Origin of the sequence: Streptomyces sp. NPDC051677 (assembly GCF_044453465.1) — a bacterium.
In the GTDB taxonomy this organism is placed as follows: Bacteria; Actinomycetota; Actinomycetes; order Streptomycetales; family Streptomycetaceae; genus Streptomyces.
This window is the reverse complement of record NZ_JBITCT010000010.1, coordinates 58160-75995: the sequence shown is the minus strand read 5'-3', so window position 1 is coordinate 75995 and position 17836 is coordinate 58160. Positions and strand designations below refer to the sequence as shown.

At 72.5% G+C, this 17836-nt stretch carries 22 protein-coding genes and 2 pseudogenes; 14 read left to right on the top strand and 10 right to left on the bottom strand.

Going from position 1 to position 17836, the window contains the following annotated elements:
• The first annotated feature begins 1 nt into the window (after position 1).
• Positions 2-1036 carry an alpha/beta hydrolase gene (locus ACIBAF_RS14075; protein ID WP_399463442.1) on the top strand — a complete coding sequence of 345 codons (1035 nt, stop codon included), beginning with the start codon at positions 2-4 and terminating at the stop codon, positions 1034-1036.
• Between the two features lie 47 nt (positions 1037-1083).
• Positions 1084-2082, top strand: a complete 999-nt coding sequence (locus ACIBAF_RS14070) for a ribose-phosphate diphosphokinase (protein WP_399463441.1) — start codon at positions 1084-1086, stop codon at positions 2080-2082.
• 35 nt (positions 2083-2117) lie between these two features.
• Here the strand turns inward: ACIBAF_RS14070 and ACIBAF_RS14065 are convergent, their stop codons facing one another.
• The gene (locus ACIBAF_RS14065) at positions 2118-2498 is read right to left on the bottom strand and encodes an anti-sigma factor antagonist (protein ID WP_399463440.1); all 381 of its coding nucleotides are present in this window, start codon (positions 2496-2498) and stop codon (positions 2118-2120) included.
• A gap of 213 nt (positions 2499-2711) precedes the next feature.
• Complete coding sequence (locus tag ACIBAF_RS14060; RefSeq protein ID WP_399463439.1) at positions 2712-3179, bottom strand: MarR family winged helix-turn-helix transcriptional regulator; 468 nt, start codon at positions 3177-3179, stop codon at positions 2712-2714.
• A 104-nt stretch (positions 3180-3283) separates the two neighbouring features.
• On the opposite strand from ACIBAF_RS14060, the gene ACIBAF_RS14055 reads away from it, so the two are divergent.
• Positions 3284-4738 (top strand): aldehyde dehydrogenase family protein, encoded by a 1455-nt coding sequence (locus ACIBAF_RS14055; protein ID WP_399463438.1) that lies wholly within the window; start codon positions 3284-3286, stop codon positions 4736-4738.
• 44 nt (positions 4739-4782) lie between these two features.
• A complete protein-coding gene (locus ACIBAF_RS14050) occupies positions 4783-5889 on the top strand; it encodes an NAD(P)-dependent alcohol dehydrogenase (protein ID WP_399463437.1) in 1107 nt (368 codons plus the stop codon).
• Positions 5890-5896: 7 nt separating this feature from the next.
• Here the strand turns inward: ACIBAF_RS14050 and ACIBAF_RS14045 are convergent, their stop codons facing one another.
• The gene (locus tag ACIBAF_RS14045) at positions 5897-6847 is read right to left on the bottom strand and encodes an NADP-dependent oxidoreductase (protein WP_399463436.1); all 951 of its coding nucleotides are present in this window, start codon (positions 6845-6847) and stop codon (positions 5897-5899) included.
• A 71-nt stretch (positions 6848-6918) separates the two neighbouring features.
• On the opposite strand from ACIBAF_RS14045, the gene ACIBAF_RS14040 reads away from it, so the two are divergent.
• Both ACIBAF_RS14040 and ACIBAF_RS14035 read left to right on the top strand, forming a co-directional pair.
• A complete protein-coding gene (locus ACIBAF_RS14040; RefSeq protein ID WP_399463435.1) occupies positions 6919-7875 on the top strand; it encodes a GlxA family transcriptional regulator in 957 nt (318 codons plus the stop codon).
• Between the two features lie 63 nt (positions 7876-7938).
• On the top strand, positions 7939-8796 hold the full coding sequence (locus tag ACIBAF_RS14035; RefSeq protein WP_399463434.1) for a hypothetical protein: 858 nt from the start codon (positions 7939-7941) through the stop codon (positions 8794-8796).
• 7 nt (positions 8797-8803) lie between these two features.
• Here the strand turns inward: ACIBAF_RS14035 and ACIBAF_RS14030 are convergent, their stop codons facing one another.
• Both ACIBAF_RS14030 and ACIBAF_RS14025 read right to left on the bottom strand, forming a co-directional pair.
• Positions 8804-9367, bottom strand: a complete 564-nt coding sequence (locus ACIBAF_RS14030) for a TetR/AcrR family transcriptional regulator (RefSeq protein ID WP_399463433.1) — start codon at positions 9365-9367, stop codon at positions 8804-8806.
• Positions 9364-9726 (bottom strand): DUF1304 domain-containing protein, encoded by a 363-nt coding sequence (locus ACIBAF_RS14025; protein WP_399463432.1) that lies wholly within the window; start codon positions 9724-9726, stop codon positions 9364-9366. The genes ACIBAF_RS14030 and ACIBAF_RS14025 overlap by 4 nt, the downstream gene beginning before the upstream one ends.
• A gap of 107 nt (positions 9727-9833) precedes the next feature.
• Here ACIBAF_RS14025 and ACIBAF_RS14020 point away from each other — a divergent pair, with 107 nt between their 5' ends.
• The 4 genes from ACIBAF_RS14020 (at position 9834) to ACIBAF_RS14005 (ending at position 11747) form a co-directional block, all read left to right on the top strand.
• The gene (locus tag ACIBAF_RS14020; protein ID WP_399463431.1) at positions 9834-10340 is read left to right on the top strand and encodes a GNAT family N-acetyltransferase; all 507 of its coding nucleotides are present in this window, start codon (positions 9834-9836) and stop codon (positions 10338-10340) included.
• Between the two features lie 31 nt (positions 10341-10371).
• Complete coding sequence (locus ACIBAF_RS14015; RefSeq protein WP_399463430.1) at positions 10372-10836, top strand: pyridoxamine 5'-phosphate oxidase family protein; 465 nt, start codon at positions 10372-10374, stop codon at positions 10834-10836.
• 73 nt (positions 10837-10909) lie between these two features.
• Positions 10910-11302 carry a VOC family protein gene (locus ACIBAF_RS14010; protein ID WP_399463429.1) on the top strand — a complete coding sequence of 131 codons (393 nt, stop codon included), beginning with the start codon at positions 10910-10912 and terminating at the stop codon, positions 11300-11302.
• A 199-nt stretch (positions 11303-11501) separates the two neighbouring features.
• Positions 11502-11747, top strand: coding sequence for a hypothetical protein (locus ACIBAF_RS14005; RefSeq protein ID WP_399463428.1), 246 nt, complete (start codon positions 11502-11504; stop codon positions 11745-11747).
• A gap of 65 nt (positions 11748-11812) precedes the next feature.
• On the opposite strand, the gene ACIBAF_RS14000 is transcribed toward ACIBAF_RS14005, so the two are convergent.
• Positions 11813-12109, bottom strand: coding sequence for a DUF4235 domain-containing protein (locus ACIBAF_RS14000; RefSeq protein ID WP_399463427.1), 297 nt, complete (start codon positions 12107-12109; stop codon positions 11813-11815).
• 31 nt (positions 12110-12140) lie between these two features.
• Positions 12141-13160, bottom strand: a complete 1020-nt coding sequence (locus ACIBAF_RS13995) for a glutathione S-transferase family protein (RefSeq protein ID WP_399463426.1) — start codon at positions 13158-13160, stop codon at positions 12141-12143.
• Between the two features lie 109 nt (positions 13161-13269).
• Here ACIBAF_RS13995 and ACIBAF_RS13990 point away from each other — a divergent pair, with 109 nt between their 5' ends.
• Positions 13270-14295, top strand: a complete 1026-nt coding sequence (locus tag ACIBAF_RS13990; protein ID WP_399463425.1) for a cation diffusion facilitator family transporter — start codon at positions 13270-13272, stop codon at positions 14293-14295.
• 81 nt (positions 14296-14376) lie between these two features.
• Here the strand turns inward: ACIBAF_RS13990 and ACIBAF_RS13985 are convergent, their stop codons facing one another.
• A complete protein-coding gene (locus tag ACIBAF_RS13985; RefSeq protein ID WP_399463424.1) occupies positions 14377-14826 on the bottom strand; it encodes a nitroreductase family deazaflavin-dependent oxidoreductase in 450 nt (149 codons plus the stop codon).
• Positions 14827-14979: 153 nt separating this feature from the next.
• A complete protein-coding gene (locus tag ACIBAF_RS13980) occupies positions 14980-15606 on the bottom strand; it encodes a LysE family transporter (RefSeq protein WP_399463423.1) in 627 nt (208 codons plus the stop codon).
• Between the two features lie 235 nt (positions 15607-15841).
• Between ACIBAF_RS13980 and ACIBAF_RS13975 the strand changes: the two are divergent.
• The 3 genes and pseudogenes from ACIBAF_RS13975 to ACIBAF_RS13965 all read left to right on the top strand — a co-directional run.
• Positions 15842-15937: pseudogene (locus ACIBAF_RS13975) on the top strand (ferredoxin); the annotation flags it as partial.
• Positions 15917-16416 (top strand): annotated as a pseudogene (locus tag ACIBAF_RS13970) (nuclear transport factor 2 family protein). The pseudogenes ACIBAF_RS13975 and ACIBAF_RS13970, both read left to right, overlap by 21 nt.
• Before the next feature lie 9 nt (positions 16417-16425).
• Complete coding sequence (locus tag ACIBAF_RS13965) at positions 16426-16941, top strand: flavoprotein (RefSeq protein WP_399463422.1); 516 nt, start codon at positions 16426-16428, stop codon at positions 16939-16941.
• Between the two features lie 74 nt (positions 16942-17015).
• Here the strand turns inward: ACIBAF_RS13965 and ACIBAF_RS13960 are convergent, their stop codons facing one another.
• On the bottom strand, positions 17016-17819 hold the full coding sequence (locus ACIBAF_RS13960) for a phytanoyl-CoA dioxygenase family protein (RefSeq protein WP_399463421.1): 804 nt from the start codon (positions 17817-17819) through the stop codon (positions 17016-17018).
• Positions 17820-17836: the final 17 nt, after the last annotated feature.

Genomic DNA, 17836 nt, shown 5'->3' with positions numbered 1-17836 from the left:
CGTGCTCCAGCCCGTCGACGCGCCCCCGCCCCGGCCGCACGTGCAGCCGACCGGTTACTGGACCCTGCCGACCGGCTCCCGCCTCGCCTACACCCACCTGCCGGCCGAGGGCGTCAGGCGTCCGGCGCCGGTGATCGTGCTGCACGGCGGCCCCGGCACCCCCGGCGACGGCCCCGACCCGCTGGAGCGCCTGCTGGCCACGCGCGGCCACGACGTCTTCTCCTACGACCAGCTCGGCGCCGGACGCTCCACCCGGCTGGCCGATCCGGCCGGATACACCGTCGCCCGCCAGGTCGCCGACCTGGAGGCCGTGCGTCGGCGGATCGGCGCCGAACGGGTCATCCTGCTGGGCGCCTCCTGGGGCGCCACGCTGGCCGCCGAGTACCTCGCCGCGCACCCCGACCGCGTCGCGCGCATGGTCCTCACCTCGCCCGGCGTCCTGTGGGCCCCGGCCTGGCAGGACCGTGCCGAGGGCGACATCTGGGACCGGCTCACCCCTGACCGGCAGCGCCGGATCGACGAGCTGGAGGCAAGCCCCCCGGCTGGCCGCCTGGTCGCTGCTGATGGAGGCGAACCCGCGCGCCGCGCACGCCCTCGTCCCCGACGCCGAGGTCGACCCCGTCTTCGCCCGGCTGCTCGACATCGCCGCCCCGGCGGCCACCTGCCACCCCGAGCGCCCCCTGACCGGCCTCCCCGCCTCCCTGCCCGGCTTCTACGCCGACCAGCTCACCACCGCCGACCAGCTCACCGTCCCCGACCCGCGCCCCGCCCTGCGCCGGGCCAGCGTGCCGGTGCTGGTGATCCGGGGCGCCTGCGACTACAAGAGCCCCGGGATCGCCGGCGAGTACGAGGAGGTCCTGCCGGACGCCACGCTGCTGACCGTGCCCGACGCCGGCCACCTCGTCGACCTGGAGCAGCCCGGGGTCTACCGGAAGGCCGTGACCGGATTCCGGCGCCTGAGAGGTTCAGGGGGTTCTGGGCGCTCCTGGGGCTCCGGGGCACTCCTGAGGGTGGGCGAAACGGGCGTGGTCCGTAGCATGAGAGCTCCCGCCCCAGCCGGACATGATCAGCGAGGAGCCGATCGTGCGAGACATCTCCGTGTTCAGCGGCAGTGCCCACCCCGAGCTGGCCGCCGAGGTCTGTGCCCACCTCGGCGTGCCGCTGAGCCCCACCCGCCTCAGCAGGTTCGCCAACGACTGTCTGGAGGTCCAGCTCCAGGCCAACTGCCGGGAACGGGACGTCTTCCTGGTCCAGCCCCTGGTCCGGCCCGTGCAGGAGCACCTCGTCGAGCTGCTGCTGATGTGCGACGCGGCCCGCGGGGCGTCGGCGGGCCGGATCACCGTCGTCATGCCGCACTACTCCTACGCCCGCTCCGACAAGAAGGACGCGCCCCGGATCTCGCTGGGCGGCCGCCTGGTCGCCGACCTGATGGCGGCGGCCGGTGTGCACCGGGTCCTCGCCATGACGCTCCACTCGCCCCAGGTGCACGGCTTCTTCTCGATGCCCGTCGACCATCTGCACGCCCACCGGGAGCTGGCCGCCCACTTCCGCCGCTACGACCTCACCCGTACCACCGTCGTCTCACCGGACCTCGGCAACGCCAAGGAGGCCGCCGCCTTCGCCCGGATGATCGGCGCCCAGGTGGCGGCGGGCGCCAAGCAGCGCTACGCCGACGACCGGGTCAGCATCAGCGCCGTCATCGGCGAGGTCGCCGGGCGGGACGTCATCGTCCTGGACGACGAGATCGCCAAGGGCAGCACGGTCCTGGAACTCCTCGACCGGCTCAGGGAGTTGGAGCCGCGCTCGATACGGGTGGCGTGCACGCACGGCCTCTTCGCGGCCGGCGCGCTCAAACGGCTCAGCGAGCAGCCCGACGTGCTGGAGATCGTGTGCACCAACACCGTGCCGGTGCCCGAGGAGGAGTACACGGACAAGCTGCGGATCCTGTCCATCGCCCCCGCCCTCGCGGAGGCCGTGCGCCGCATTCACAACGGCGAGTCCGTCAGCGCCCTGTTCGACGCGGCGCGCGGCGAGTGGGCGGTGGCGCGGCGAGTGGGCGGTAGTGGGGTGAGTGGGCGGTAGTGGAGGTGAGTGGGCGGTAGCGCTTCAGGGCGCCGTCATAACGAGCCGGACGTGGCCTCGGGCCGTTCCAGGGCCGCGTCCAGCGTCGTGGCGGGCGGCAGCAGCCGGGACAGCCCGGTGGCCCGCAGGATCCGCAGGGTGAGCGGATGGGCGCAGACGAGGTGCAGCTGCCCGCCCTGGCCGAGGACCCGGCCGCGCGCCCGGTACAGCAGCCGCAGCCCGGAGCAGTCGAAGAACTCGATCCGGGTCAGGTCGATCACGATCCGGGGGCCGGGACCCGCGGTCGCGTCGTCCAGGCGTGGGCCGATCTCCGTGGCCGCGACGATGTCGATCTCACCGCGGAACTCCAGCACCGTGTACCCCCGGTCCTGGCGGACGTGCAGGTGCGGGGTGTCCGCCGTGGGTTCCTGCTGCACGACGACATCGCCTCCAACCCGCTCCACCGGTCGGGAGCCTCCAACGGTCGGGGCGCACGCAGCAGTTCCCCGCCCCAGCAAGTTACCCCCGTTGGAGTGAATTCCAGCATGTTCGATTGACATATGTCTTCGAAATGCAACCGACAGTGTCCGCGTTTTTTCGCGTTGTGAACGAAGTCCCGGCCGACGGGGCGGGCGAAGGGCTGCCGGGACCTAGGACAGGGCGTGCCACGCCTTGGACAGGGCGGTGCGGAACTGCTCCTCCTGGTGGGCCGTGAGCTCCCGCACCATGCGTTCCTCCAGCTCCCGCACCGGCCCGGCGTGCCGCTGAAGCAGCTCACGCCCCTCCTCGGTGAGCAGGATCAGCAACTCGCGCCGGTTGCGCGGATTGCGCTCGCGGCGGATCAGGCCGCGCCCCTCCAGGGAGCGCACCAGATCGGCGATGGACTGGGCGGTGACGAAGGAGTCCCGGGCCAGCTGGGCGGCCGACAGGCCGTCGTGCCGCTCCAGCACGGTGAGCGCCGTGTACTGCAGCGCCGTGATCCCGGAGGGTTTGACCAGCTCGTCCAGGTGGGATCGCACGACCAGCTCCACCTGCTTCACCATGTAAAGCAGAGACGGGGGTGCCCGGTGGGGCTGAGGTGTGGACGCTGCTGCCTTGGCTGCCTGGGTGCCGACCATGAGTCCGAGCGTAGACCATTGACAGGAAACCTGTCTGTAATGAGACTGCGGACCAACAGGAATCCTGTTGGTTGAAATCTTGGCGACGATGCTGAGGAGTGGTGATGACCACCTTCGAGATCGACCCCGGTCGACTGTTCATCGGGGGACAGTGGCGCGAGGCCGCGGACGGAGCGCGGACCGAGGTGGTCGACCCGTCCCGGGGCGCGGTCGTCACCACCGTCGCGGAGGCGGGCGCCGCCGACGTGGACGCGGCGGTACGGGCCGCGCGGGAGGCCTTCGACGCCGGACAGTGGTCCGGCCTCAGCGGCCGGGAGCGCGGCCGGATCCTGCTCCGGGTCGCGGAGCTGATCCGCGCGGAGGCCGACGAGATCGCCCGGCTGGAGAGCCTCGACGTCGGCAAACCGATCACCCTGGCCCACGCGGTCGACGTCACCAACGCGGCCAACGACTACGAGTACTTCGCCTCCCTCGCCTTCTGTCTGGACGGCGCGAACCGCGACACCCCGATGAACGCCCACGCCTACACCAGGCGGGGCCCGATCGGCGTGGTCGCCGCGATCACCCCGTTCAACTTCCCGCTGATCCTGGCGGGCTCGAAGCTCGCCCCGGCCCTCGCCGCCGGCAACACGGTCGTGCACAAGCCCGCCGACGAGACCCCGCTCAGCGCCCTGTACATGGCGGGACTGCTCCAGCGGGCCGGCGTCCCCGACGGCGTCGTCAACGTCGTCACCGGCAGCGGTCCGGTCGCCGGCGAGGCGCTGCTGCGCCACCCGGGCGTCGACAAGATCGCCTTCACCGGCTCCACCGCGATCGGCCGGCACGCGGCGAGCATCGCGGGCGAGAACCTCAAGCCGGTCACCATGGAACTCGGCGGCAACGCGGCGCACCTCGTCTTCGAGGACGCCGACCTGGAGAAGGCCGTCGGCGCGATCATCAAGGGATTCGTCTTCAACACCGGCCAGTTCTGCATGGGCGGCCCGCGCCTGCTGGTGGCCCGCCCGGTCTACAGCACCCTGCTGAACATCCTCGCCGAGGCCGTGCCCGGCGTGCCCGTCGGCGACCCCCGGCAGGTGGAGACCGTCGTCGGCCCGATGGCGGGGGAGAAGCACCTGCGCAAGGTCGAGGAGTACGTCGACATCGCCCGCAAGGAGGGCGCCCGCATCGTCTGCGGCGGCGAGCGACTCGACCTCGACGGCGGCTACTACTACAAGCCCACGGTCATCGCCGACCTCGCGAACGACTCCCGGGTGGTCCAGGAGGAGGTCTTCGGGCCGGTCCTCACCGTGCAGCCCTTCGACACCGAGGACGAGGCCGTGGCCCTGGCCAACTCCACGCCGTACGGCCTGGCCGCGGGCGTCCAGACGGGCAACCTGGCCCGCGCCCACCGCGTCGCCGACCGCCTCCAGGCCGGCATCGTCTGGGTCAACGACTGGGCGATGCTCGACCCCGCCGTCCCCTTCGGCGGTGTCAAGGACTCCGGCTTCGGCCGCGAGTACGGCCCCGAGGCGCTCCACTCGTACACCCAGGTCAAGTCCGTCGTCGTCTCGCTCGACTGAACGCGCCTGCAGGAACACCTGTAGGAACCAAGGGAGTTCAACCGATGTCCACCACCACACGCGCCGCCGTCGTCGAGTCCGGCGGAGCCCCCTTCACCCTCTCCGACGTCGTCCTCGACGACCCCGCGCCGCACGAGGCGCTGGTCCGTCTGGTGGCGGCCGGGGTGTGTCACACCGACCTCGGCGTCGCGAGCGGCGGACTGCCCTTCCCGCTGCCAGGAGTCCTCGGCCACGAGGGCGCGGGAGTCGTGGAGGCGGTCGGCTCCGCCGTCACCGGGGTCGCACCCGGCGATCACGTCGTGCTGTCCTTCACCTCCTGCGGCGACTGCCGCAACTGCCACGGCGGCCACCCCGCCTACTGCGCGACCTGGCTGCCGCTGAACCTCATCGGCGGGCGCCGCGCCGACGGCACCAGCACCATCAGCCGAAACGGCGAGGCCCTCGGCGGCCACTTCTTCGGCCAGTCGTCCTTCGCCGAGCGGGCGTTGGTCGACGAGCGCAGCCTCGTCAAGGTCGACCCGGACGTACCGCTGGCGTCGATCGCCCCGCTGGGCTGCGGAGTCCAGACCGGCGTGGGCGCCGTCTGGAACGTGCTGACGCCTGCGATCGGCAGCACGATCGTCGTCCTGGGCGCCGGAGCCGTCGGCCTGTCGGCGGTCATGGCGGCCGCGCTCACCCCGGCCACCACGATCATCGCCGTCGACAAGGTCGCCGAACGCCTCGCCCTGGCCAAGGAGTTGGGCGCCACCCACACCGTCGACGCCGGCCAGGCCACCCTCGGCGAGGCGATCGCGGAGATCACCGGCGGGCAGGGCGCCGACGGCATAGTGGAGACCACGGGCAGCACCGCCGTCCTGCGGCAGGGCGTCGACGCGCTCGCCGCCCGCGGCACCCTCGTCGTCGTGGGCGCACCGCCCTTCGGCACCGAGGTCGCCCTGGACGTCAACGGACTGCTGGGCGGCAAGCGGGTCGTCGGCCTCACCCTCGGCGACGCCGAGACGCAGACCTTCATCCCGGCCCTGGTCAAGCTGGTCAAGGAAGGCCGGCTCCCGCTGGACCGTCTGATCGGCATTTACGCCTTCGCCGACATCGGGCAGGCGGTCCAGGACATGACCTCGGGCAAGACCATCAAGCCGGTCCTGACCTTCTGACGTACGGTCAGTCGACCGTGAGGACCAGCTTCCCGGTGGTCCGGCCGGTGTCGCCGAGCCTGTGCGCCTCGGCGGCGTCGGCCAGCGGGAACGTCCCCGCGATCGTGGCCCGCAGCGTCCCCGCCTCGACCAGCTCCGCGATCGCCCGCATGCCGGCCCGGTCCGCGTCCACCAGCATCCGCACCGACCGGACACCGAGCCGTTCGGCCTCCTCGTGGAATGCGTCCGAGCCCACCGGCAGGATCGACACCACGATCCCGCCCGGCCGCAGCACCCGCAACGACCGCACGGAGGTCTCCCCGCCGAGGGTGTCCAGGACCACGTCGACGTCCTTCACGGCCTCGACGAAGTCGGTCTCCCGGTAGTCGATCACCTCGTCCGCGCCCAGTTTCCGCAGGAAGTCGTGCTTGCCCGCGCTCGCCGTGCCGATCACCTGCGCGCCGCGCGCCTTGGCGATCTGCACGGCCACGTGCCCCACGCCGCCCGCGGCCGCGTGGATCAGCACCCGCTGCCCCGCCTGGACGTCGGCGGTCTCCACCAGGGCCTGCCAGGCCGTCAGCGAGACCAGCGGCAGCGCGCCCGCCTGGACGTGGTCGATCCCGGCCGGCTTGTGCCACAGGGCACGGACCGGGGCGATGACGTACTCGGCGTGCGAGCCGTGGCCGAACGGGTAGGGCAGCATGCCGAAGACCTCGTCGCCAGGCCCGAAAGCGGCGACGCCGACGCCGACCGCCTCGACGGTTCCGGACACGTCCCAGCCGAGGACGAAGGGCGGCTCGCCCAGGAACCCGCCCGTGGCGCGGTGCTTCCAGTCGGTCGGGTTGACGCCCGCGGCGCGCACCCGGACCAGCACCTGGTTCGGGCCCGGCGCGGGCCGCTCCACCTCTGTCTCCTTCAATGCCTCGGGACCGCCGAGGACGTCCTGGTCGATGACACGCATGGTGTGCACAGTGCTCATGGTGAACCAGCCTGCCGGGCCGCGCCTGCCCGGGAAATGGCACGATTGCCAAGCTTCGATAGGATCGTGCCATGGCTGGCAAGCACCGTACGCACCGCGTGGTCGTCCTCGCCCTCGACGGCGTCTACCCCTTCGAACTCGGCATCCCGAGCCGCATCCTCGGCGCGGCCGACGGTCACTACGAGGTGCTGACCTGCACCGTCGACGGCCTTCCCGTGCAGACGAACGCCGACTTCACGATCGGCGTGGAGCACGGCCCGAAGGCGTTGGACACGGCCGACACGGTCGTCGTCGCCCCGGTCGCGCCAGACCGGCTCACCGACGACCTGCCGGCCGGGGTGGCCGAGGCCCTCGCCCGGATCCGGCCCGAGGCCCGCATCGTCTCCATCTGCACCGCCGCCTTCGTCCTCGCCGCCGCCGGCCTCCTCGACGGCCGCCGGGCCACCACCCACTGGCAGGTCACCGAGCACTTCCGCCGCAGATACCCGCAGGTCGAACTAGACCCCGACGTCCTCTTCGTCGACGACGGCCGCGTGCTGACCTCGGCGGGCGCGGCCTCCGGCGTCGACGTCTGCCTGCACCTCGTCCGCAAGGACCACGGGAGCGAACTCGCCAACAAGGTGGCCCGCCGCTGCGTGGTCCCGCCGTTCCGCGACGGCGGCCAGGCCCAGTACATCGAACAGCCGATACCCGAGAGCGGCGCGGCGAGCACGGCGGCCACCCGCGCCTGGGCCCTGGAGCGCCTGGACGAACCCCTCACCCTGGCCGACCTCGCCGCACACGCCCGGATGAGCCTGCGCACCTTCGCCCGCCGCTTCCACGACGAGGTGGGCCTCAGCCCCGGCCGCTGGCTGATCCAGCAGCGCGTCACGCACGCCCGGCACCTGCTGGAGGCCAGCGACCTCTCCGTCGACCAGATCGCCGGCCGCGTCGGCTTCGCCACCGGCGCCTCCCTGCGCCAGCACCTGCACGCGGCCATCGGCGTCACCCCACAGGCGTACCGCAGGACGTTCCAGACGGTCCGCTGAACGTTGCGGCCCGCGGCGGCGTCGAAGTGGTGCGGGAACGGTCGGTGGAACGAGGGGGCGGATGTGCGCAGAGGGCTCGTCGTGGTGACGGCGGCACTGGTGGCCGCCGTGGGATGCGGCGCCGAGGACGACGGGGGCGAGGACATGGTCATCGACCGCGGGCCCGTGGCGACCCCGTACAGCGGCCCGCTCCACATCGCCGTGAAGGAGGTGGACGAGGACACCCCGGCGGCCATGCTCCTCGCCTCGGGCGCCGCGGGCCGGGCGCTGGAGTGCGACGGTGAGATCGCCTGGGGCGCCGGGCCCGACGGGTGGAGCGAGCACGACGGCGGAGACACCCCTCAGGACGGACTGAGGCTGTACTTCCACATGTTCGAGCCGCCAGGTCCGCGCTCCGGATTCCGTGTGGAGCGCGCGGAGACCGATCGCGTCCTGTACTCCTACGACGTCGGCGGCCGGACGAAGGTGGCGGTCGTGGTCGCCAAGGACCAGAAGAACAGGCCGGGTTGGGGCCCGGAGACCCACGCCTCCTGCGATCCGGCCGAACTCCCCGCGAGCGTCACCGACTCCGGCGGCCAGGAGATCTGGACCGACCGCGACGGGAAGCGGGTCGCGACCACGACACTGAGCAGCTACGCCGGTGCGCAGCACTGCGGCTGGCAGAAGGCGCACTTCCTGGGGATGGGCCGGGCCGACGATCGCCGGCAGTACGTCCGCGACCCCGACGGTGTGCTCGACGGCGACCTCCTCACCTCCCCGTACGACGGCGACGTCCCGATGCCCGCCGACGCCCACGACACCGGATACCGCTACGGGGACCGGCAGTTGTGGCTGACGGACGACCGCACGACGGCCTACGTCCGCACCCCCGACGGCGTCGAGGCCTGGCCGCTGGCGAAGGACGTGGTGGCCTGCGCGTGACCGCCGCTCAGCGGCTCGCGTGCAGCGCGACCAGCAACTGCCACACCTGGTCCGCGATCTCTCCGGGGGCGCCGTCGAGATCGCCGTGCAGCCAGTCCGCCAGCACCCCGGCGAAGGTCGCGGCGACGGCCGAGGCGACCAGGGGCGCGTCCGCCGCGCCCGCCCGCTGCCGCTCGCGCAGGCTGTAGGCCCGCAGGTCCCGGTGCAGCACCCGGCCGAGCGGGCCCCCGCCGCCCGGCGCCAGCAGGGTGCGGTACAGCGCGGCGTGCGGGGTCAGCGAGCCGAAGAACTCCGCCAGCGCGGCCGGCGCCCGCACCGGGTCCGGCCGCCCCTGCCAGGCGTGCAACGCCTCCACGGCCTCCCGTACGACGTCCGCGCAGGCGTCGACCGCGAGAGCCTCCAGGTCGGGATAGTGCACATAGAACGTGGCCCGCCCGACACCGGCCCGCCGCACCAGCGCGGCGACGCCGACCTCCGCCAACGGCCGCTGCGCGCACTCCTGGAGCAGCGCGGCCCGCAGCCTCGCCCGGGTACGGGCCGCCCGCGGGTCCTCGGGCTCGCCGCGCGTCACTGCGCGATCAGGACGGCGGCCAGGGCGAGCGCGCCGGGCAGGGCCTGCGCGACGAGGATCCGACGGTTCGCCGTGACCGCGCCGTACACGCCCGCGACGATCACGCAGGACAGGAAGAACACCTGCGCCCGGAACCCGGTCGGGTCGGCCGCGATCAACCCCCACACCAGGCCCGCCGCGAGGAAACCGTTGTAGAGCCCCTGGTTGGCGGCCATCGAGGCGGTCCGCCGCGCCATCTCCGCGTCGAAGCCGTGGAACGACATCCCCGGCTTCTTCTGCCACAGGAACATCTCCATCACCAGGATGTAGAGATGCAGCGCGGCCACCAGAACGACCAGCACGTTCGCCAGGATTTCCATGGTCTCCCTCAACTTCTTGGACAGGTGTCCACTATAACGGGACACCTGTCCAGGAAGTCCAGTCTGCTGCCGATGGACTGTCAGTGGGGGCCGCTAGCCTGCGGCACATGACTGATCACGAGGCGACCGACCGAGCAGCGACCGACCCAGCGGTGACCGTGCGCGTGGCCCGCACCGAGGACATACCGGGCCTCGTCGCCTCCAGCGCGGGACTCTTCGCCGAGGACGCCGGCGCCCGCGACCCCGCCGTCAACGCCGACTGGCCGCGCGAACACGCCGCCGGGTCCTTCGCGGCCGCCCTCGAAGACCCCTCCCGCCTCGTGCTCGCCGTCGAGCGCGAGGGACAGGTGGTCGGCCACCTGATGGGGTCGGTCACCGAGCCCTCGGCGGTGCGGCCGGTCAAGTCCGCCACCCTCATGAGCCTGTACGTCCGCCCCGCCCACCGCGGGGACGGCGCCGGCGCGCGACTCGTCGAGGCCTTCCTCGCCTGGGCCGTCGAACAGGGCGCCGGCCAGACCGAGGTGACCGCCTACACCGACAACACCGACGCCCTGCGCTTCTATGCACGCCACGGCTTCGCCCCGCGCCTCGTCACCCTCCGGCGATCCCTCTGACAGCCGGGCGGGCGAAGGTCACACTGGAGACATGACGTCAGCAATCGCACGCCCCGCGAAGCAGCGCAAGCTCGACACGCTCCACCGGCTGGAGCACGACGTGGACGCCTGGGTCGCCACGGCCGCCGAGGACGGCGCGGCCCCCTACCTGGTCCCGCTCTCCTACGTCTGGGACGGCGCGACCCTTCTCTTCGCCACCCCCGCCACCAGCCCCACCGGCCGCAACCTGCTGGCCACCGGCATCGCCCGGGTCGGCGTCGGCCCGACCCGGGACGTCGTCATGATCGAGGGAACGGCCGTGGCCGTGCCGCCGGCCGAGCTGCCGGAGGAGGACGCCGAGATCTTCGCGGGCAAGACCGGCTTCGACCCGCGCGAACTGTCCGCGCCCTACCTGTACTTCCGGGTCCTCCCGGGCCGCATCCAGGCCTGGCGTGAGGCCGACGAGCTCCAGGGGCGCGAGCTGATGCGGGACGGGGAGTGGCTGCTGGCCGACTGAAACCGGGGTATCCGCAAGGTTCGGGGACGGGACGCGCTCGCCCCCGCCCGGACCTCGCGGAGGAGAAGACGACATGGCAGTGGTGAAAGCGGGCGTCGTGGTGCTCGACTGTGCCGAGCCCGAGAAGCTCGCCGAGTTCTACGTGGGGCTGCTGGACGCCGAGGAGACCGATTCGACCGCCAACCGCGTGGAGATCAGGGGCGCCGACGGCACCCGCCTGGCTTTCCGGCGTGACGTGAACGCGACCCCGCCGAGCTGGCCGCGCCCCGAGAACGCCCTCCAGGCCCACCTGGACTTCCTCGTCGACGACCTCGACGAGGTGGAACGCAGGATCGTGGGCCTGGGCGGCCGCCCCCTGGAGACCAAGGGCGCCTCCGGCCCCCACGAGGAACGCGGCTACGCCGACCCGGCGGGCCACTCCTTCACCCTCCGCCTCGAACCTTCCACAGCCCCGAAACAGGGCTGACCCAAGCAGCCCCCGCCCCTGACGCTACCCGGGCCGTACAAGGAGTCGGCACCGCGGCACCCGTCGACTCCGAGCCGCCCGGCCGACCCGAACGCGTGCGGCCCACGTCCGCCGTCTGCCGCAGCTCGGAGCCCTGGCCGCCGGGACCCTCGGCGCCACAGCAGCGGTCGGCTCCGAGCCGTCCGGCCGATCCGAACGCGTGCGGCCCGCGTCCGCCCGTCTGCCGCAGCTCGGAGCCCTGGCCGCCGGGACCCTCGGCGCCACAGCAGCGGTCGGCTCCGAGCCGTCCGGCCGATCCGAACGTGTGCGGCCCGCGTCCGCCCGTCTGCCGCAGCTCGGGATCCGCGGACGCCCCTCCGCCCCCGAGGTCACCCGGGCCGTACCGGGAGTCGGTGTCGTGGCCGCCGTCGGGCACGGGGTGCCGGGCCGACCCGGAGCCCGGTGAGCTGTGGCCACCCGCGTGGCTGGGTTGCCGTAGAGCATCCCCCGTGCCGGACGTCTCGGGTGTGTTCAGTCCCGGCCGCCCTTCTCCTTGGCCGGCCAGACTCCCGTGGACCGCTCGATCGCCTTGGCGCCGGTGCGGTCGGCGGCGCTGCGGGCCGCTGCGAAGATCGCACCCTGGACCGCCGAGGCCAGCAGGATCTCGCCCCAGCCGCGGTCCCGGTCCAGGGCGTCGGGGGCGTCGTCCTCGTTGCGTATCGCCATCCACACCTTGCGGAACGCGAGCCCTGCCAGGGCGCCGCTCGCCCAGCCCAGCACGAAGCCGATGGGCTGGTAGACAAGGGGGAGTTTCCTCTTCTTGGCCACGGTTGCCTCACTCCTTCTCTCGCAGGCTCTCTCAGGGTCGTCCGGCCGCCGGAACCTCCTCGTCGGCGGGCGCCGGGCCGGGCGGGGCGCCGTCGCCGAAGGGGCGGCCGCCGAGTTCCTCGCGGTGGTGCGGCGTGCGCCAGCCGGCCAGGTCGGGGCCGAGGGGGACGATCTGGGTCGGGTTGATGCCGGTGTGCACCCGGTAGTAGTGCCGCTTGATGTGGTCGAAGTCGACGGTGTCACCGAAGCCGGGCGTCTGGAAGAGGTCCCGGACGTAACCCCACAGGACCTGATTCTCCGTCACCTTCCAGCGGTTGCACTTGAAGTGACCGTGATAGACGGCGTCGAAACGCACCAGCGTGGTGAACAGCCGGATGTCGGCCTCGGTGATCGCGCTGCCGACCAGATACCGCTGCCGGGCCAGCCGGTCCGTCAGCAGCTCCAGCCGCCGGAAGACCCCCGCACACGCCTCCTCGTACTCGCCCTGCTCACGCGCGAAACCCGCCCGGTACACCCCGTTGTTGACGTCCCTGTACACGTCGGCCATGACCGCGTCGATCTCGTCGCGCAGCCGGTCGGGGTAGAGGTCGGGGGCGCCGGGGCGGTGCAGGGCCGTCCACTCGGTGGCGAGGTCGAGGGTGAGTTGCTGGTAGTCGTTGGTGACCAGCTCGCCGCTGGGCACGTCCACGACCGCCGGCACGCTGACCCCGCCGGGGTAGTCGGTCTCCCGCTTGTCGTACGCCTCGCTGAGATACCGGATGCCGAGCACCGGGTCGCGGCCGTCCGGGTCGAGGGTGAAGCGCCAGCTGCGGTCGTCCTGGATCGGGTCGGCGATCGCCATCGACAGCGCGTCCTCCAGCCCCAGGAGCCGCCGGGAGATCACCGCCCGGCTCGCCCAGGGGCAGGCCCGGCTGACCACCAGCCGATAGCGGTCGGCCGTCACGGGCCAGCCGTCCCTGCCGTCCGCGGTGATCCGGTCGGTGAAGTGACTCCTGGACCGGGTGAACGTCGTGCGCCCGTACGCGCTGTTGCCGTCGCCCCCGCCGCTCATGGTTCCTCCCGCTGCTCGCCGCGGTACTCGAGTACGTCCTGCTGACCGCGTTCCCCGATTTCCGCCGACGGCACGGTGTGATCCCGACCCGCCGGGGCAGTCGGCGAAGGTGAGTACAGCCGACCGCACGACCGACCGCACGCCCGAGCACACGACAGGCCGCACGTCCGAAGCCACGACAGGCCGCGCAGCCGATCGCAGGACACGTCTCACCGTCCTGCTGGCGCTCGCCGCCAACCTGGTCATCGCCGTCGCCAAGTCGGTGGGCGGTGTGGTCGCGGGCTCGCCCGCGCTGCTGTCGGAGGCGGCGCACTCCGTGGCCGACAGCCTGAACGAGGTCTTCCTCCTGGCCGCACTGCGCCGCAGCCGGCGCCCGGCCGACGAACGGCACCCCTTCGGCTACGGCAAGGAACGCTTCTTCTGGTCGCTTCTCGCCGCCGTCGGGATCTTCGTGATGGGCGGCTGCTTCTCCGTCTTCCAGGGCGTCGAGGCCCTGCGGACCGGCGCGGACGAGAAGTTCAGCGGCTATGTGGTGGGCCTGATCGTGCTCGGCGTCGCCTTCCTCGCCGAGGGCGTCTCACTGCTGCGGGCCCTGCACCAGGTGCACCGGCAGGGCGGCGGTCTCGCGGGCCTGCGCGACCCCGCCCTGCGCACGGTCGTCGCCGAGGACGGCACGGCGGTGCTCGGCGTCACCCTGGCGGCGATCGGCATGGTCCTGCACATGGTCACCGGGCAGGTCGTCTGGGAGGCCGGCGCCTCGCTGGCGATCGGTGTGCTGCTCGTCTACGTCGCCTACGGACTCGGTCGTGCGGCCCGCGACCAGCTCATCGGCGAGGCGGCCGACCCCGAGACCGGCGCGCGGATCAGGGCGCTCCTCGACGCCCAGCCCGAGATCGACAGCGTGGAGGCGCTGTTCACGATGAAGACGGGCCTCGACTCGACCATGGTGGCGGCCCGCGTCGACCTCATGCCGGGCATGGACAGCGAGCGGGTCGAAGAGGTCGCCGTCCGCATCAAGCGCTCGATCGCCCGTACGACCCCGGAGGCGGCCCCGATCTTCCTCGACGTGACCGACCGCCCGGCGCGCGAGGCACGAGAAAGCCCCGCCGCGACGGGGGAACGCGGCGGGGCCTGACTCTCGGCTGCCCGGTGCACGCCCGTTCATGCGCACCCACGGCAGATTTTTCTACGAAATTCCTGGAGGGCGTTCCTCCGCTCAGCCGCCGGCGCCCGGTTCCACGACGAACACGGGGATCTCCCGGTCCGTCTTCTTCTGGTAGTCGGCGTACGGCGGATATGCGGCGACGGCACGCTCCCACCACTCGGCCTTCTCCGCGCCGGTGATCTCACGGGCCGTCATGTCCTGCTTGGCGGGCCCGTCCTGAAGCTCCACCTGGGGGTCGGCCTTGATGTTGTGGTACCAGACCGGGTGCTTCGGGGCCCCGCCCTGAGAGGCGACCACGGCGTAGCGGCCGTCGTGCTCGACCCGCATCAGCGGCGTCTTGCGGATCTTCCCGCTCTTCGCACCCCGGGTCGTCAGCAGGATGACCGGCAGCCCTGTGTCCTGCAGCGTCGTCCCCTCGGTGCCGCCTGAGCTCTCGTACTGCTCCACCTGCTCGCGCACCCATGGCGTCGGGCTGGGCTCGTACTCGCCTTCGAGAGGCATGGCATCCGTCCCTTTCGTCGTATCGACATGTCGTCGCATCGCCGTATCGACACGCGGCCGGCCGTCCGCGTCCCGCACGTCCGACGCGCACACTTCTTCAACACCGGTACCCCCGTGATTCATCCGCGGCAGAGCACGGTGCACAGTGCACACCTACCCCGTCATGCGCACTGCCAGCACGGCCAACACGGTCATCACGCCGCTCGACGCGAGCGCCGTCACCAGCCGCCCCCGGTGACCGGTGAGCGCCCGGCCCAGCAGCGCGCCGCCCCCGGCGAGCAGCAGCTGCCAGCTCGCCGAGGCGACGAAGGCCGCCGTCACGAACACGCCCTGGTCCAGGGGTCGCAAGGAGGAGCCGGCACCGAGGACCAGCGCGGCGAAGTAGACCACGGTGGTCGGGTTGAGGAGCGTGATGCCGAGCAGGCTCAGGTAGGCCCGGGCCGGGCTCGGCGGGGGCGGTGCGGTACGGGTGCTGACTCGGTGGGCCCGGTACCGGCGTACGGCCGTCACCGCGCCCCGTGCCGCCAGCGCCGGCAGGACCAGGGCCGAGGCCCAGCGCAGCGGCGTCAGCACCGGTCGTAGCGCGGCGGCGACGGCGGTGCCGCCGACGGTGGCGACCAGGGCGTAGAGCCCGTCCGCCGTGGCGACGCCGAGTGCGGCGCACGCGCCGGTGCGCAGGGAGGTGCGGGCGGTGAGGGAGACGAGGTAGGTCGCGACCGCGCCGACGGGCACGGCGATGCCGTATCCCGCGACCAGGCCCGCGACGAACGCGGCCGTCACGGTCGGACGGCGTCGCGCCTTCGGTGACGGCCGGGCTGCTGCTGGACCCGCGCCGGAAGAGCGGCGGCGGACATCAGCGGCAGGCGGGCATCGCGTGTGGACATGGCCGGATCCTGCGCCCCGCGACCGGCCGCCGGCAACCGGTTTTCCGCCGCCGTCCCCAGCTCATGGCCACGGCCCGGAATGACACATCGGAGCGAATGATCCCGGCCGAATCGCCCCATTCGCCGATCCGGCCCTCCTGCCCGGCCGTGAGGACGGCGGCGGCGACCCGATGGTGAAGGAGGTCGCGCGGGCCAGTCCCGTCGGCGTGATCAGAGTGTCCGAGACGGCGGTCCGACCCCGCCCCGCCGGCGCTTCTCAGCCCAGCAGCAGCCGCGCCGCCCGGGAGACCGCGGCCCAGAAGGTCCAGGCCGCCGAGGACGCCTGGAACACCCGCGACCCGCACAAGGTCGCGCTCGCCCACTCCGAGGACTCGGTCTGGCGCAACCGCGTCACCTTCCTCACCGGCGCGCCGCGATCGTCGAGTTCCTCACCGCCCAGTGGGCGCGCGAGCACGTGTACGCGCTCCGCAAGGACCTGTGGGCCCACGACAATCACCGCATCGCGGTCCGCTTCCCGTACGAGTCGCGCGACGCCGACGGGCAGTGGTGGCGCAGCTAGGGCAACGAACTGTGGGAGTTCGACGAGCGCGGGCTGATGACCCGCCGTGAGGCGAGCATCGACGACGTGCCGATCGAGGAGGCCGACCGCCGGATCCACGGATCGCGCCCCGACGCCGAACGAGGGCTGTCCTTCCCGCTTGAGTAGGGTTCCCGGGTGACCGAACAGGACGAGCAGCCGCCCTTTCTCTACGTCGTCGTCTGCGCCGCCGGCATCGCCGCGGACGTCGGCAGGCTGATCACTGCCGCGCAGGAGCGGGAGTGGCACGTCGGCGTCATCGCGACCCCGCTCGCCATGAACGGCTTCTTCGACACCGCCGCCGTCGAGGCGCAGACCGGGCGCCCGATCCGCTGCGCCTGGCGGCGCCCCGGCGATCCGCGGCCCTTCCCGGAACCCGACGCGGTCGTCGTCGCCCCGGCCACCTTCAACACGATCAACAAGTGGGCGGCCGGGATCGCCGACACCCTCGCCCTGGGCACCCTGTGCGAGGTCTCCGGCCTCGGCATACCCATCGGGGTCCTGCCCTGCGTGAACGACTTCCTCGCCGGCCACCCCGCCTACCAGGACAGCCTGATACGGCTCCGCGGGATGGGCGTCCGGTTCGGGCATCCGTACGGCGGTGCGGAGGGGGAGGGGTTCGGCTGGGAGCGGGCGCTGGACCTGCTCGACTGAGCCGCCCGGCGGGTCGAGGGAGGCCTCGCGTCCGCCGATCCGGCAGGCCCCGGAACCGAAGGGGCGCGCCGTTCCTAATGCGGGCCTTGCGGCGCGAACTCCGTACCGCAAGGCCCGGCCCCCTCGCTGACCGCCAGAGCCACCCGTTCCCCACTCATGGACACCGTCCGGTAGTACCGCCCGATCCGCCGAGCCGAGAGCCCGACATAGTGCCCGATGAACGACCGCCGGAACCGATCGACGCTCCGGTTGGGCTGCGACCCGTGCACCAGACTGCCGTTGAAGAACAGCACGTCCCCCGGCGCCATGTCGACCGGCACCGCCGAGACCCCGGGCGGCGGCGGCACGTACTCCCGGGCGAACGACACCTCCGCGTCCGCCTCCTCCGGGCAGAACAGATCCATCCGGTGCGTACCCGGCACGACCTCCAGGCCGCCGTTCTCCCGGTCGATCACGTCGCAGGCCAGCCAAGCCGCAATGCAGGTGCCCGGCTCGACCCGCAGATAGAAGTTGTCCTGGTGCAGCGCCTGCCCCCGGGCGCCCGGCGGCTTGAAGTAGAACATGCTCTGCGCGGCCAGCACCTCCTCGCCGAGCAGCTGCTCCAGCACGCCCCGCAGACGGGCGTCCAACAGCACCCGCCGGGCGAGGGGACTGATCTCGTGCGGGTGCATCACCCTCGGGTACCGGGCGAGCGGGTCGTCGCCGGCCCGCGGCTCGAAGTGCCCCGGCACCGCCTCGCCGGTGGCCTGCAGGGCCGCGAACTCGCCGCGCAGACGCTCGACTTCGTCGGGTCGGAACAGCCCCCGGACGACGGTGAAGCCGTCCTCCTCGTACTGTCGCAGCGCGGCCGGCGTCAGGCCGATGTCCGGGACGGTCATAGGTGCCTCCTTGGTAG

Excerpts from the sequence above, each read along its gene's own strand:
- ACIBAF_RS14045 (WP_399463436.1), bottom strand. The coding sequence starts at position 6,847 with ATGAGCACTGTGCACACCATGCGTGTCATCGACCAGGACGTCCTCGGC.
- ACIBAF_RS14060 (WP_399463439.1), bottom strand. The coding sequence starts at position 3,179 with ATGGTCGGCACCCAGGCAGCCAAGGCAGCAGCGTCCACACCTCAGCCC.
- ACIBAF_RS14025 (WP_399463432.1), bottom strand. The coding sequence starts at position 9,726 with ATGGAAATCCTGGCGAACGTGCTGGTCGTTCTGGTGGCCGCGCTGCAT.
- ACIBAF_RS13985 (WP_399463424.1), bottom strand. The coding sequence starts at position 14,826 with ATGCCTCTCGAAGGCGAGTACGAGCCCAGCCCGACGCCATGGGTGCGC.
- ACIBAF_RS13960 (WP_399463421.1), bottom strand. The coding sequence starts at position 17,819 with ATGACCGTCCCGGACATCGGCCTGACGCCGGCCGCGCTGCGACAGTAC.
- ACIBAF_RS13995 (WP_399463426.1), bottom strand. The coding sequence starts at position 13,160 with ATGAGCGGCGGGGGCGACGGCAACAGCGCGTACGGGCGCACGACGTTC.
- ACIBAF_RS14040 (WP_399463435.1), top strand. The coding sequence starts at position 6,919 with ATGGCTGGCAAGCACCGTACGCACCGCGTGGTCGTCCTCGCCCTCGAC.
- ACIBAF_RS14010 (WP_399463429.1), top strand. The coding sequence starts at position 10,910 with ATGGCAGTGGTGAAAGCGGGCGTCGTGGTGCTCGACTGTGCCGAGCCC.
- ACIBAF_RS14050 (WP_399463437.1), top strand. The coding sequence starts at position 4,783 with ATGTCCACCACCACACGCGCCGCCGTCGTCGAGTCCGGCGGAGCCCCC.
- ACIBAF_RS14015 (WP_399463430.1), top strand. The coding sequence starts at position 10,372 with ATGACGTCAGCAATCGCACGCCCCGCGAAGCAGCGCAAGCTCGACACG.
- ACIBAF_RS14055 (WP_399463438.1), top strand. The coding sequence starts at position 3,284 with ATGACCACCTTCGAGATCGACCCCGGTCGACTGTTCATCGGGGGACAG.
- ACIBAF_RS14020 (WP_399463431.1), top strand. The coding sequence starts at position 9,834 with ATGACTGATCACGAGGCGACCGACCGAGCAGCGACCGACCCAGCGGTG.